Annotated in this window: 16 protein-coding genes; 8 read left to right on the forward strand and 8 right to left on the reverse strand. The window is 54.7% G+C overall.

Translation table 11 applies throughout. The features are described from left to right. Positions 1-16: 16 nt before the first annotated feature. The 4 genes from M0646_RS05205 to M0646_RS05220 are packed head-to-tail and all read left to right on the forward strand — an operon-like array spanning position 17 to position 2720. A complete protein-coding gene (locus M0646_RS05205) occupies positions 17-328 on the forward strand; it encodes a nucleotidyltransferase family protein (RefSeq protein WP_286626900.1) in 312 nt (103 codons plus the stop codon). Then, positions 304-705, forward strand: a complete 402-nt coding sequence (locus M0646_RS05210) for an HI0074 family nucleotidyltransferase substrate-binding subunit (protein ID WP_286626901.1) — start codon at positions 304-306, stop codon at positions 703-705. Before M0646_RS05205 ends, M0646_RS05210 begins: the two co-directional genes overlap by 25 nt. Continuing rightward, positions 702-1334: a hypothetical protein gene (locus tag M0646_RS05215; protein ID WP_286626902.1), complete on the forward strand. Its 633-nt coding sequence runs from the start codon at positions 702-704 to the stop codon at positions 1332-1334. Before M0646_RS05210 ends, M0646_RS05215 begins: the two co-directional genes overlap by 4 nt. A 27-nt stretch (positions 1335-1361) precedes the next feature. After that, complete coding sequence (locus M0646_RS05220) at positions 1362-2720, forward strand: OB-fold nucleic acid binding domain-containing protein (RefSeq protein WP_286626903.1); 1359 nt, start codon at positions 1362-1364, stop codon at positions 2718-2720. Here the strand turns inward: M0646_RS05220 and M0646_RS05225 are convergent. Further along, positions 2717-3967, reverse strand: coding sequence for a SufS family cysteine desulfurase (locus M0646_RS05225; protein ID WP_286626904.1), 1251 nt, complete (start codon positions 3965-3967; stop codon positions 2717-2719). The genes M0646_RS05220 and M0646_RS05225 overlap by 4 nt on opposite strands. Positions 3968-4295: 328 nt before the next feature. On the opposite strand from M0646_RS05225, the gene M0646_RS05230 reads away from it, so the two are divergent. Then, the gene (locus M0646_RS05230; protein WP_149818794.1) at positions 4296-5534 is read left to right on the forward strand and encodes a DUF4912 domain-containing protein; all 1239 of its coding nucleotides are present in this window, start codon (positions 4296-4298) and stop codon (positions 5532-5534) included. Between the two features lie 58 nt (positions 5535-5592). On the opposite strand, the gene M0646_RS05235 is transcribed toward M0646_RS05230, so the two are convergent. Further along, complete coding sequence (locus M0646_RS05235; protein WP_149818795.1) at positions 5593-6468, reverse strand: alpha/beta fold hydrolase; 876 nt, start codon at positions 6466-6468, stop codon at positions 5593-5595. Between the two features lie 84 nt (positions 6469-6552). Next, positions 6553-6873: a DUF1815 family protein gene (locus tag M0646_RS05240; protein ID WP_149818796.1), complete on the reverse strand. Its 321-nt coding sequence runs from the start codon at positions 6871-6873 to the stop codon at positions 6553-6555. 371 nt (positions 6874-7244) lie between these two features. Here M0646_RS05240 and M0646_RS05245 point away from each other — a divergent pair, with 371 nt between their 5' ends. After that, the gene (locus tag M0646_RS05245; protein WP_149818797.1) at positions 7245-7688 is read left to right on the forward strand and encodes an NUDIX hydrolase; all 444 of its coding nucleotides are present in this window, start codon (positions 7245-7247) and stop codon (positions 7686-7688) included. Here the strand turns inward: M0646_RS05245 and M0646_RS05250 are convergent. The 5 genes from M0646_RS05250 to M0646_RS05270 all read right to left on the reverse strand — a co-directional run bounded on the left by M0646_RS05250 (position 7685) and on the right by M0646_RS05270 (position 10577). After that, positions 7685-8401, reverse strand: a complete 717-nt coding sequence (locus M0646_RS05250; RefSeq protein ID WP_149818799.1) for a metal ABC transporter ATP-binding protein — start codon at positions 8399-8401, stop codon at positions 7685-7687. The genes M0646_RS05245 and M0646_RS05250 overlap by 4 nt on opposite strands. Continuing rightward, positions 8398-9459, reverse strand: a complete 1062-nt coding sequence (locus tag M0646_RS05255; protein WP_286649933.1) for a metal ABC transporter substrate-binding protein — start codon at positions 9457-9459, stop codon at positions 8398-8400. The genes M0646_RS05250 and M0646_RS05255 overlap by 4 nt, the downstream gene beginning before the upstream one ends. 122 nt (positions 9460-9581) lie before the next feature. Further along, complete coding sequence (gene rpsR, locus M0646_RS05260; RefSeq protein WP_011057896.1) at positions 9582-9797, reverse strand: 30S ribosomal protein S18; 216 nt, start codon at positions 9795-9797, stop codon at positions 9582-9584. Positions 9798-9810: 13 nt separating this feature from the next. Next, the gene (gene rpmG, locus M0646_RS05265) at positions 9811-10005 is read right to left on the reverse strand and encodes a 50S ribosomal protein L33 (protein ID WP_149818803.1); all 195 of its coding nucleotides are present in this window, start codon (positions 10003-10005) and stop codon (positions 9811-9813) included. A gap of 35 nt (positions 10006-10040) precedes the next feature. Next, positions 10041-10577 carry an RDD family protein gene (locus tag M0646_RS05270; RefSeq protein WP_226972044.1) on the reverse strand — a complete coding sequence of 179 codons (537 nt, stop codon included), beginning with the start codon at positions 10575-10577 and terminating at the stop codon, positions 10041-10043. Positions 10578-10667: 90 nt separating this feature from the next. Here M0646_RS05270 and M0646_RS05275 point away from each other — a divergent pair, with 90 nt between their 5' ends. Both M0646_RS05275 and psbQ read left to right on the forward strand, forming a co-directional pair. Further along, positions 10668-12428, forward strand: coding sequence for an NFACT family protein (locus tag M0646_RS05275; RefSeq protein WP_286649934.1), 1761 nt, complete (start codon positions 10668-10670; stop codon positions 12426-12428). Positions 12429-12467: 39 nt separating this feature from the next. Beyond that, positions 12468-12926 (forward strand): photosystem II protein PsbQ, encoded by a 459-nt coding sequence (gene psbQ, locus M0646_RS05280; RefSeq protein WP_149818809.1) that lies wholly within the window; start codon positions 12468-12470, stop codon positions 12924-12926. Positions 12927-12933 lie beyond the last annotated feature (7 nt).

The following is a 12933-nucleotide window of genomic DNA, read 5'->3' on the forward strand; positions in this document are numbered from 1 at the left end:
GGACAGGAATCAAAGCGTGACCGCTGCCAACGAAGATCTGCGGGAACTCAAAAAAATACTAGAAGACTTTTTTACAGGGCTTCCCGTCAAGGTCTATCTATTCGGCTCGGCTGCCCGTGGTGCTCTGCGCCAAAGCTCTGACTTAGATGTCGGGATTTTGCCCCTTGCACCACTGCCCGTGGGGCTGTTGAGTGAGTTGCGGGAGCACCTAGAGATGTCCAATTTGATCTATCCAGTCGATGTCGTGGATTTATCAGAAGTGTCCGCCGACTTTCGATCGCGAGTGATTGCAGAGGGAATTGAGTGGATCGGCTCAGGGAACGATTAGTGGTTGCCCAAAGAGCACTAGCTACTTTGCAAGAATTGCCCTTGGGCAAGCGCACAGATACGATTATTCGTGATGCTGCAATTCAGCGATTTGAATACACCCTAGAAGCCGTCTGGAAAGCAGCACAGCTATATCTACGGGAACGCGAAGGATTAGACATCGCCTCACCGAAGGGCGTGATCCGTGCTTGCTTGGCTGTTGGCCTACTTACTCCAGAGGAAGGCCGTTTAGCGCTAAAAATGGTGGACGATCGCAACTTAGCCGTCTACACCTACAATGAGACCTTGGCAGATGCAATTTTCTCGCGGTTAGCACAGCACGCCATGCTCATGGATCGCTGGTTAGCTGCCCTCACAGCAGGAGGATTAGAGGATTGAAAATACGGATTTGGTGTGCGGCACAGCCAAGGGAAGCCGAACTGTCTGCGGATCAAGTCGTGACCCAAGTGGTACCCCTGCTGCAACAGTGTCAGGACAGTGCCGAGATTGCCATCTGTCCCCTCGATGCCCCGATCGCGATCGCTCCCCAACCGCAGGTGCTAGACTATAGCCTCACCCATTGGGCAGCATCCGAGCTTTGGCAGCAGTGTCAAGCGTTGCGTGCCTTGGTTACCCAGTGGGGGATACGAACCAGCACAGGGGGTCTCTATCAGTTGCCACTAGCGCAAACGGCAAAGGGGACGCTCTTTGGCGAAATCATTGGCTGCCTTGAAGGGACATGGCAGTTACCCATCCATGCCAGCGATCGCCAGCGACAAACCCTCTATGACCTCGGACGGCGACTCCTAGATCACTTACAGGCACCGGTGGGCTGCTATTTTCTGCAATTTGGCTGGCAGGGGGAAGTGATCTTTGAGCAGCTGTGGCCTTTTCCAACCGTGGCGGCTCTAGCCAGTATTGGTGTGCAAACCCCCGACTGGTTGACGGCTCACTACCAGTGTCTCAGGGGGATACCATTGCGGGATGTGCGGATTCCTGCTCGCGACACAGTGCGACGATTAGAATAGAGAGCGCAGCGTTTGGCAAGGTGAAGCGTGAAGATTGTCCGCCGGCGGCTAGTGGGTTGGCAAGCGGTCTATGACATTGGTTTAGCTGGGGATCACAATTTTCTCTTGGCCAATGGAGCGATCGCCGCCAATTGCTTCAACAAGTCCCACTCCACGGCCTACGGCTATGTGACCTATCAAACCGCCTTTCTCAAGGCCAACTTTCCCGTCGAGTACATGGCCGCCTTGCTCACGGCGAATAGTGGCGACCAAGACAAGGTACAGCGCTATATTGCCACTTGCCTGAGCATGGGGATTGAGGTTCTTCCCCCCGATGTGAATCGCTCGGATATTGACTTTACGCCCGTGGGGGACAAAATTCTTTTTGGTCTGTCGGCAGTGCGCAATGTCGGTCAGGGGGTGATTGAGGCCATTTTACAGGCACGGGCAGAGGGGGGCGCCTTTCAAAGTTTGGCGGATTTTTGCGAACGGGTTCCGCGTGCGGGGGGCGATAGCCGCATTCTCAACCGTCGTGCCCTTGAATCCCTCATTGCCTGTGGTGCCATGGATAGTCTCCATCCCCAGCGCAACCGTAACCAACTGATGCAGGATCTCCCCCTTGTGCTGGAGTGGGCACAGGCGCGCGCCAAGGATCGGGCGGTGGGGCAAGTCAACCTCTTTGATATGTTGGCGGGTGGCTCCGGCAATGAATTCGGCGGTAGCTATGACCCAGCCCCCAGTGCGCCCCCAGTGGATGATTTGCCGGATGCCGAAAAGCTCCGCCAAGAAAAAGACCTCCTAGGATTTTATGTGTCGAACCATCCCCTCAAAGATATTCACCGACCAGCGGCCATGATTGCCCCTATTAGCTTGGCGGATCTCGAGCAGCACACAGGTCAAGGGATGGTGAGTGTCATTGCCCTGCTGACGGGCCTCAAGCCCATTACCACCAAGCGCGGCGAGCGAATGGCCATTGTCCAGTTGGAAGACCTCACGGGCCAGGCAGAGGCCGTGGTTTTTCCCAAAGCCTACGAGCGGATTCATGGCCAATTGCAGCTTGATCATCGGCTACTGCTGTGGGGCACCCTAGAGATGCGCGACGATCGCCCCCAACTCCTTATTGAAGATGCCGAACCCCTTGAAGAAGTGAAACTGGTGCTTGTGGATTTGCCTGTTGAGCAAGCGGGGGACATTCAAGCCCAAAGTCGCCTCTCGGAAGTGCTCAAACAACAGGTGGGTGACATGCCCAAGGTGCCGGTGGTGGTCAAAGTTACCGATGGCTACCATGCCCAGTACGTGCGCCTAGGACCGCAGTTTCGCGTTGAAGATGCCGATCGCGCCCGCCATGCCCTCACCAGTGCCGGTTTTCACGCCCAAGCCAGTGAACTGCTGAGCCTCAAGCTCTAGGCAAAGACATCACTAAAGAAGGCAATGGCTTCTCCAAGGGCAGCAATAAACTGATCAATTTCAGCACGGGTGTTGTAGAAATAGAGGCTGGCTCGTGCCGTGGACTGAACCCCTAAATAGCGGTGCAAGGGCTGTGTGCAGTGGTGTCCTGCGCGGATGGCAATCCCCGACTGATCAAGGATGGTCGAGAGATCGTGGGGATGCACCTCACCAACGGTAAAGCTGGCCAAGGCAGCGCGATCGCCCGATTTGGGGCCATACACTGTGACACCGGGAAGCTCTTGGAGGCGTTCAAAGAGATAAGCCGTCAGTTCCTGTTCGTAGGCATGGATGCGCTCCATTCCCCACTGACTCAGGTAATCTACCGCTGCACCAAGGGCGATCGCCTCCGCAATCGCTGGCGTTCCCGCTTCAAACTTGTGGGGAATATCCGCATAGGTGGCATGTTCAAAAAAGACATCGGCAATCATTTCGCCACCGCCCAAGAAGGGGGGCATTTGCCGCAGGAGTTCCGCGCGTCCCCAGAGGAAACCAATGCCCGTGGGTGCACACATTTTATGACCGGAGGCCACCAGCCAATCGCAGCCCAACTGCTGCACATCAATGGGGAGGTGAGGCACACTTTGGCAGGCATCCACCAGTACCCGCGCCCCCTTGGCATGGGCAAGACGCACAATCTCGGGAATCGGGTTGAGGCACCCCAGCGTGTTGGATACATGGGCGACGGCCACTAACCGCGTGCGATCGCTCAAAAGACTTGCGTAGTGGTCAAGATCAAACGTTTGCTCTGGCGTCAGTTCGACAAACTTGAGGCGAGCACCGGTTTTCTGAGCCACAAACTGCCACGGAATCAAATTACTGTGGTGCTCCATCACCGTCAGGATCATTTCATCCCCTTCCTGCAGCGTATTCATGCCCCAGCTATAGGCCACGAGGTTAATCGCCTCACTGGCATTGCGGGTATAGATAATCTCCTCGGCATGGGGGGCATTGACAAAACGCGCCACTTTTTCCCGTGCCCCTTCGTAGGCCGTGGTCGCCTCAGCACTCAGCGTGTGTACGCCCCGATGGACATTCGAGTTGTAGCGACGATAGTAGTCCTCAAGGGTATTGAGAACTGCCAAGGGCTTTTGGGAGGTGGCCGCATTGTCAAAGTAAATCAACGGGCGATCGTGCACCTGTCGCGCCAAAATCGGAAAGTCAGCACGGCAAAGGTCAGCGAGGGAGCGGCTCGGGGCGATCGTCATAGTGGTTGTGGTGTGGTTGTGGTGACATCAGTAACATTCAGGAATTTCCTGGCAAGTCCCCACGGCATTTGCAGGGATACATTTCTCACTATACTCCCTTCCCCCTCGCAGAAGGTGGTTTGAGGCTGAACAGGAATAGCAAACCGCTATCTTGATCCCCGTGCAGAATAAATGTTATGAAATCTTGACATTTGATCCCTGCAAAAGACTAAACTGCGTATAAATTCCTAGAAGTATGCCCGAATTCCCTTGACGCCCCAAGACTTTTTTGCCAAAGATCAAGGGCAAAGGATAGCTCTGTCTATCAACCCACGATAAGGAGGCACCCATGCCGAAAGATCGCCCCCCTTTAGAAGAAATGACCTTGCGGCAGTTGCGGCGCGTCGCCAGTGAACTGCAAGTGTCCCGTTATAGCCGTATGCGCAAAGATCAACTCCTCGCTGCCATCCGTGAAAAGCAGGCGCAAGCCAACGGATCCACCACTACCATTTCTGTCCAACCTGTCCCCTCTAATCTGGAGTCGCAAGAAAAAGTGGAAGCAGCAAAATTTGACCTCGGTCCTGCTCAAGAGGATGTTCTCTTGGCCTCTGTAGATGAAGGCCTTGGGGATTTGCCGGGGGGCTATGGTGAAAGCCGCATTGTCCTCATGCCCCGGGATCCGCAGTGGGCCTACGCCTATTGGGATGTGCCCAACGAGCACCGCGAAGAATTGCGGCGGCAAGGGGGTCAGCAACTGGCTCTACGGCTCTACGATGCCACGAATATCAACCTCGATAGCCAAATTCCCCACAGTGTTCAGGAGTACCCCTGCGATGAGTTGGCGCGGGAGTGGTATCTGCCCATCCCCGTGAGCGATCGCGACTATGTGGTGGAAATTGGTTACCGCTGTGCCGATGGCCGCTGGTTGGTTCTAGCCCGTTCTGCCCCTGTGCATATTCCCCCCACCTACCCCTCAGATTGGGTCTGGGATCAATTCATTACGGTGGATTGGGATATGGATCTGCGGGGCAAAACCCTCTTTGATCTGGGGGCACCCTTGGCGGGCACTGCCGAACCCCATCCCATTTACGAAGGCATCTTTGCCATGGCCGAAGGAGCCGAAGCGCAGCGGGTGGCAGGTTCTCTCTTTGGTTCCATGCACCAAGTCCCCGGCTCCATCTCCCAGTTGCCCGAAATGGCCATCAGTTCCTACGTCTTCCCCTCGGGGGTTGGCCTATGGGCTGTGCCGACGGTCTCGGGTCTGACGATGTCGGGCGTTGGCTTCTCAGCTTCGGCGGCTCCCATTCGTCCCCGCAAATTCTGGTTGGTGGCGGATGCTGAACTCATTGTCTATGGGGCTACGGAGCCAGATGCCACCGTCACCATTGGTGGGCGCCCGATCAAACTCAATCCCGATGGCACCTTCCGCTTCCAGATGTCCTTCCAAGATGGCCTCATCGACTTCCCGATCTTGGCAGTGGCGGCAGATGGGGAACAAAACCGCGCCATTCACATGAAGTTCACCCGCGAAACCCCCGAACGTCGCACCAATACCAAGGAAGAAGCGGTGCTGGAGTGGCTGGCCTAAGCTAAGTTGGTTGGCTCAATCCATGCCTTTCCCTCTGCCGATGGGTGGGGGGATTTTTTTAGGCACGCAAAAAGGCAAGCAGTTCGCGATTGACTAGCCCCGGCACTTCCTGTTGTGCCCAGTGGCCACAGTCGGGCAGATATTTCAGCCGCCACGGTGCATGGATCCACGCTTCGATGCCATTGGCAAGGCTGGGTTGGGCGAGGGGATCATCGGCGCCCCAGAGAATCAGGGTGGGGCTGGTAATGGCTTCCGTGTGCTGTTGCAGTAGGTGCCACCACTGTTGGGGTGAAAAAAGATGGCGATAACTTTTGAGCACCGCAGCGATCGCCCCCGCTTTTTCAAGGGCGGCTTGATAGAGTTGCACAGTTTCTGCCGAGAAGGCAGCCTTGCGGATGGAGTAGCGTTGAAAGAGATCCTGTAAAAAACTCTGCAGATTATGCCCTAGCCAGTATTCCGCTAAGCCGGGGATGTGGCAGGCCAACAGTGGCCAGTTGCGCCAAAAATGCTCTACCTGTTGCCAGAGTTCCAGTCCCACACGGTAGGGGTGGGGGGTATTCAAGACGGCTAAATGCTGCACCCTCTGCGGAAAACGTGCCGCCACATGCCAAGCAATCAGGCCACCGCAATCATGACCGACAATGTGGGCGCGTTCATAGCCCAGTTCTTGGATCAGCGCCGTGACATCTTGGCTGAGGGTATCGAGATCATAGCCGTGGGCAGGCTTCTCGGAGTCATTGTAGCCCCGTAGATCTGGCACTACAACCTTGAAATGACGAGCCAGCACGGGAATTTGAAATCGCCAAGAGTACCAAAACTCTGGAAAGCCATGCAACAGAATCACAAGATCACCGCTGCCTTGGGTGACATAGTGCAGGCGTACTTGGTTAACGCTGAGGTACTGGTGTTGCCAACTAAGGGACGCTTCAGTCATTGAGGGTGGGGATCAAAGTAGAAGGAAAGTCCAGCTACTTTTAAGCTAGCACCGACAAAAGAACGAAGGATAGCCCCGACAGGGTTAAACCGCAGTGGGGATACGGACTTCCTTGAGGAGATTGGCCAGTTCTTGCAGTTGATTGATGGCCTCTGCCCCTTCGAGTTTCATGAGTTCGCGGTCATCGCGCATTTCAGTCCAAGTGATCCCATAGTCAGAGACCAAAAAGCGAATCAGGTGGTTGTCGGCCAAACTGACCATGAAGGAGGCACTGTTGAGTTCACCGCCACAGGTGTAGCAGGAGGCCATGTAGCCTCGATTTTCTAGGGCGATTGCCAGAGCTTGCAGGTTCAGCACTAAATCGCGAATAAACTGGCGGTGTTGTTCGGCTAAGCGGTAAAACATAGGACGATTCACTCCAAGCAATGAACAAAGTTATAGCACAGCTGCTAGGGAAATATTAAGACAATCTTAAGAAAGGGCAATGCTGTACCAACGTTGTTAAAACCCTGCAGCCATTTGTAAAATTTGATAGAAAAATCAGAAAAGCTAAAATTTGTTATCGAGACAATCTTATGAAAGAGGAGACTTGACAGCTGCCCGTTGGGGAGAGTCCTCTAGAGCGCGACTTTTACCTCTGGCTACCCCTTGCTTAACGTTTTAGCGGCTGTTGATTTGTTTTTGCTGCTGTACTCTTCATTTTACCTTTAATCTGCTTTAGGATTGGCTTTACGTTTCTAGGGTAGAGTAGCCCTAACGACACATTTTGCAAGACAATGCCAGCAAGCCCAATTGTTCCCGTTGCCCTTGCGGTTCTTTACCAAGGCGATCGCGTTCTCATGCAACTGCGAGATGATTATCCCCATATCTTGTATGCCGGCCACTGGGGACTTTTTGGCGGTCATCTTGAACCCGAAGAAGCACCGCTCGCGGGTGTCCAGCGGGAAGTCTATGAGGAGATTGGCTACTGCCCACCTCACCTCACCTTTTTTGGAGAGTACGGCGATCCCCAAGTGCATCGCTATATTTTCACAGGCCCTTTGACGTGTGCACTGGAAAACTTGGTACTCAACGAAGGACAGGGCATGGACTTGGTACCCTACGATTCTGTGGTGGCTGGGGTTCACTATGCCCAAACCCTCGGCGAAGATCGCCCCTTAGGCGCCATCCACCAGCGCATTCTGCTGGATTTCTTTGCTAGGAGAGAATCCCCCGTTTAAGCAGCAAACTGTTGCAGCACCCGTTCGGGGGTTCCCAGTCCTTGGACAGAGCGATCGAGATACAGCACCTGATCACAGGTTGCCCTTACCCGCTCCAAGTGATGGGAAATTTGTAAAATCGCCCAGCCCTCACTCACCTTGAGGGTCTCTAGGAGGTCATAAAATTGTTGCTCACCTCGGAGATCTAAGCCAGCGGGAGCTTCATCCAAAATCAGGAGACGACGGGGTTGCACCAAGCAATAGGCCAAGAGGGCGCGTTTTGTTTCGCCCCCGGAAAGGGAACTCATGGGTTGTGTCGCAAGATGCTCGAGGTGCAGGCGTTGGAGACTTTCCAAGATGGCGCGATCGCGCTGCTGTCGGTGCTGCCAAGGCCACTGCCACGTAGGTTGCCCCCAGCCCAAACCCACAAATTCAGCCACGGTGATCGGAATGCGTGGATCGCACTGAAAATTTTGCGGCAAGTAGGCTACCTGTTGGCGGACATAGGGGAGTGTGCGGCGATAGCCCATACCATAGCCCAAGAGGGTCACCCGCCCCTGCTGGTAGGGAATAATGCCCAAAATGGCTTGAATCAGGCTACTTTTGCCCGCCCCATTGGGACCAATAATGGCCATATTCGTATTGGCGGCGAGGGTAAAGGAGACATTTTCCACCACCCAGCGATCGCCCCGCCGCACCGAGAGGTTTGCCACCTCTAGCAGGTATTCGTTCACAGTGCTGCCCCTAACGGTCTATTCACCTGCATCCACCATGTCCCTACCACTGCGATCGCATCGGGACGACGATAGGCTTGCTGTTGCGCCCCAAAAGCCTCAGCCAGATTGCGAATGTTTTGCTCCATTCTTTGCAGGAAGTAGGTCGGCGTGAGATCAGCGGCAGTGGGAGCACGCTCTAGGGGATCAAACACACTCACTTTTACGCCCAAATCCTGCGCTAAACTGTCAAAGACCTGTTCTTGCCCCGGTTCCGTCAGGAGCGTTTTCAGATCACTTTGTTGCACCGCCTGCATCACCCGCTGCACATCCGCAGGTGAGGGATTAACCGACGGAATGCCCACGAGATAGATTGCTTTCAGGTTATAACTCTCGGCAAAATAGGGCGCCACATCGTGATAAACCACAAATGTTTTGCCCGCAAAGGGAGCGAGTTTTTCCCGGGCGAGGGCATCTAGGGCGTCTAACTCCTGAATAAAGGCGGCACTATTTTGCTTGTAGATGGCAGCCCCTTCGGGATCCACAGCAATCAGACCATCGCGAATGTTTTTCACCTGCTGCATGGCGCGCTGGGGATCTAGCCAAATGTGGGGATTGAATTCACCGTGGCTGTGACCGTGGTCATCATGAACGTGGTCGTGGTGGTGATCGTGATCATCCTTTTCGCTGGCAAGGGTGGCCACCCCCGCGCTGGTATCAATGATCTTGAGATTGGGATTGGCGGCATTTTCAATCAGTTTGTCTAAAAAGGTTTCCATCTCAAGGCCATTTTTGACCAAAACCCTTGCTGTGGCCAGCAGCCGCACATCCTCAGGCCGCGCTTGAAAGTCATGGGGGTCAATATTGGCCGGCAAGAGTTGCTCAACAGTGGCGCGATCGCCTGCGACCGCTTTTGTAAAGGCAGTGATGGGTAAGAAAGTCGTCACAATTGTGAATTGGGCTTCTGCCTGTGAGGTCTCCTGCTCCTGTGGCGACTGGGCTTGGGGGGCACAACTGCCCAAAAATACCCCCAGAGTTACCAGCAGCCCCCAGCGTTTAAGGTGAGCTTGGATAGCCATAGAGAAATAGATGAATGATAACCATTCTCATATTTGCACACTTAAGCAGGGAGAGCAAGCAAAAATAAAGGGGCAAGCCTCAACCTACCCCTGCGCAAAAACCAATTAGCGATCGCGAGTTTTTAGCCTTCGAGATTCAAGAACGGCAAGAGTGCCATGATCCGTGCCCGCTTAATGGCCACTGCCAGTTGTCGCTGTTGCTTGGCCGTGAGACCAGTCACCCGCCGCGGCAAGATTTTCCCCCGTTCAGTGATAAAACGCCGTAGTAAATCAACATCCTTGTAATCAATGGGCTGTCCAGGGGGAATAGGAGAAATGCGTCGCCGATAAAATGCCATAGCTGTCCTCTAATTACTTGATTTCTTTGTGAATGGTGTGCTTGTTGCAGTGGGGGCAAAATTTCTTCAGTTCTAACCGCCCTGTGGTGGTGCGACGATTTTTGGTGGTGGTGTAGCGAGATACCCCAGGCGATCGCTTGGCCGGATTAGTGCGACACTCTGTGCATTCTAGGGTGATAATGATTCTGGCGCCTTTTGCTTTAGCCATGGTCTTGCCTATCTATCCAGTGAGCCGATCTCTAATTATGGCAGATCTTTGCGGATTTTGCTCACCAATTCAATGAGCTTGCGATCAAGGGCAAAGCCCCGCTGGCAGCGATACACCTTTGTGCCGCCAAGGCGATCGTGGAGCGTGCGGTGCTCTTCATCAATCCACGCCAAGCTACAGTCAACGGCCAAGGGTAGTGCCAAAATAATCAGCGCCATACTCGGGCCATAGGACTCCCAGCCTGCCAATGTCAACAGTGCCCCGACACCAATCACCAGTTCTCGCTTGCTGAGGGAAAGGAGATCCGGTGTCCGCTGCCGCTGATCCAACAGGCGCACATTCATCAGCCAATGGCCGGGGCTTTGACCCTTATTGCGGTTCACCATTGCCACCCGCAGCAACCACCAAACGATGGCAAAAACAAACAGTTGCCCCCACTGAATGGCGGCTCCCGGCGTGATACCGACAACACTCGTCAACCAGATGAGGATAAAGTCAATGCTGGTGGCGATCGCCCGTCGCCAAGGCTGAGCCAGTGGTAAGGGGGGTGGATATTGACGGGAAAGTGCCATAGCAAACACGCGGTGGCAAAAGGCCAGAGAGTGGCTACACTAGTATAGCTTGGGGCCGATTCCCTCAAAAAATTCTGCGGAGTTTGGACGGTGCAACCCGTTGATTTGACGACCCTGCGTGCTGTTTGTGCCGATCTCCAACATTGGCTACCGGCACGGCTCGAAACGGTTTACCAGCGCGATCGCCACACGATTGCCTTGGCGCTGCGCACGCTGAAAAAACAGGATTGGCTGACCCTCAGTTGGCATCCCCAAGCGGCACGCATTGCCTTTGAACCACCGCCCCCCCGCCAACCCGACACCTTTACCTTTAGTCAGCAACTCCATGCCCAACTCAATCGCCTTGCCCTTGTGCGGGTGGGGTTAGTCAACCCTTGGGAGCGCGTCGTGGTCTTGGAATTTGCCCCTCGTCCGCAGGAAGCAACGCAGTGGCGTCTCTATGCCGAGATCATGGGCAAGTACAGCAACGTGATTCTGGTTAACGCTGCCGGGGAAATTGTTACTGCTGCCCACCAAGTCAATGCCCAACAGTCCCGCTTGCGCCCAATTCTGACCGGTCAACCCTATGTGCCCCCACCCCCCCTAACGGCCGCGTTGCCCAGTTGCGAGATTCCCTTTGAGCAGTGGCAACAACAGGTAAGCGTGATTCCCGGACTGCTGCGGCAGCAACTTCTGAAGGCCTATCGGGGACTGAGTCCAGCCTTGGTACAGCAACTACTGGCGGATGCCGCATTGCCCCTAGAAAGTCGCACCACAGAGCTAACCGCTGAAGAATGGCGGCGGCTATTTGACCATTGGCAGCACTGGCTGGCGTGTTTAGAGAGCGGGCATTTTGTCCCCCAATTTACATCAACGGGCTATCGCGTCATTCCCCCCCTTGGGACGCAGACCCCCTCAACCCTCAGCATTCACGAAATTCTCGCCACCTATTACCAAAACCAACTACAGCAACAGCAAACGCAGCAACTTCAGCAACAGTTGCACCAGAGCCTACAGGCACAACGGCAAAAACTGATCGCTAAAATTGAGGGCTTTCGAGAACGATTGGCCGCCGCTGCTGGGGGCGATCGCCAACGCTACCTAGCCGATTTACTCATGGCCCATGCCCACCTGTGGCAACCCGGCATGACTGAACTGATCGTGACGGACTTTGCCACCCAAGAACCCCTCGCCATTCCCCTCTCGCCAGAGAAGAGCGCCATCCAAACGGCGCAGGAGCTGTACAAACAACAGCAGAAACTCAAACGTGCCCAGCAGCACATTACGCCGCTCCTCACCGCTGCTGAAGGGGAACTGGCCTATCTGGATCAGGTGGCGGCCACCCTCACTACGGCCACATCCTTAGATGTCCTTGAGGAAATTCGCGCTGAATTGATTCAACAGGGATACCTGACGGCGCCCGATTACTATCGTCCCCCTACCACGCCCAGTCCCTACCTACGCTATACGACACCGAGTGGCTTCACGGTTCTCGTGGGGCGCAACAACCGTCAGAATGACGATCTCACCTTTCGCGTTGCCAGTCCCTACGATTGGTGGTTTCACACCCAAGAGATTCCCGGTAGCCATGTGATTCTCCGCCTCGCAGCGGGGGAGGTGCCCAGTGAGAAAGATATTCAATACGTGGCGAATTTGGCGGCCTACCATAGTCAAGCCCGTGCCAGTGCCCAAGTACCCGTGGTCTATACGCGCCGCAAGTATGTGCAAAAACCGAAGGGCGCCAATCCGGGGATGGTGATCTACGATCAGGCGACAGTGGTGTGGGGGTGCCCTCTGAGTGTCAGTGATGGCTCTTCCGATCTGCCCCAAGGGGGTGCTGGCGGCGATCGCCACGGGATCATGGCAGAATAGAACCGTGTTTTTTACGACACCATTGACTGCTGAGGTTCTATGCTGCGCCTAAATCGAAAATCCCTAATTTCAATCCTATTAAGCGTTGTTGCCATTATTTTAGTCGGCTGTGGCGGCCCCAGTGCCACGACCACCCCTCCGCCCACCTATAGTGAGTTGCAAATTACTCGCATTCAAGACTACCTGAGTGACATTGAGAAAAATGCTGAACGCTTTGCCGACCTAGAGGTCAGTGTGGCCAAAGGGGATTGGCAGGAAGCCCGCAACATTATGCGCGGCCCTCTCGGTGAAATGCTGATGGATATGCGTGCCCTCAACCGCAATCTCTTGGCAAAGGATCAACCCACCCCCACAGCTTTGACCCGTGCCCTGACGGATGACTTCCTGAAAATTGATCAGGGGGCGGATCTCAATAGTGTCACCGTGGCTCAAGAGGGCTTCCGTGATGCTGAAGCGGACTTCAAGGCCTATCTCAATAGCTTGCCTGAGTTGTCCTAGTCCCCTG

The organism is Thermosynechococcus sp. B3, assembly GCF_030323045.1.
GTDB lineage: Bacteria > Cyanobacteriota > Cyanobacteriia > Thermosynechococcales > Thermosynechococcaceae > Thermosynechococcus.

Bases quoted from the DNA above. Each gene is read 5' to 3' on its own strand.
- M0646_RS05240 (WP_149818796.1), bottom strand. From the start codon at position 6,873: ATGTTTTACCGCTTAGCCGAACAACACCGCCAGTTTATTCGCGATTTA.
- M0646_RS05255 (WP_286649933.1), bottom strand. From the start codon at position 9,459: ATGGCTATCCAAGCTCACCTTAAACGCTGGGGGCTGCTGGTAACTCTG.
- M0646_RS05235 (WP_149818795.1), bottom strand. From the start codon at position 6,468: ATGACTGAAGCGTCCCTTAGTTGGCAACACCAGTACCTCAGCGTTAAC.
- M0646_RS05245 (WP_149818797.1), top strand. From the start codon at position 7,245: ATGCCAGCAAGCCCAATTGTTCCCGTTGCCCTTGCGGTTCTTTACCAA.
- psbQ (WP_149818809.1), top strand. From the start codon at position 12,468: ATGCTGCGCCTAAATCGAAAATCCCTAATTTCAATCCTATTAAGCGTT.
- rpmG (WP_149818803.1), bottom strand. From the start codon at position 10,005: ATGGCTAAAGCAAAAGGCGCCAGAATCATTATCACCCTAGAATGCACA.
- rpsR (WP_011057896.1), bottom strand. From the start codon at position 9,797: ATGGCATTTTATCGGCGACGCATTTCTCCTATTCCCCCTGGACAGCCC.
- M0646_RS05230 (WP_149818794.1), top strand. From the start codon at position 4,296: ATGCCGAAAGATCGCCCCCCTTTAGAAGAAATGACCTTGCGGCAGTTG.
- M0646_RS05225 (WP_286626904.1), bottom strand. From the start codon at position 3,967: ATGACGATCGCCCCGAGCCGCTCCCTCGCTGACCTTTGCCGTGCTGAC.
- M0646_RS05270 (WP_226972044.1), bottom strand. From the start codon at position 10,577: ATGGCACTTTCCCGTCAATATCCACCCCCCTTACCACTGGCTCAGCCT.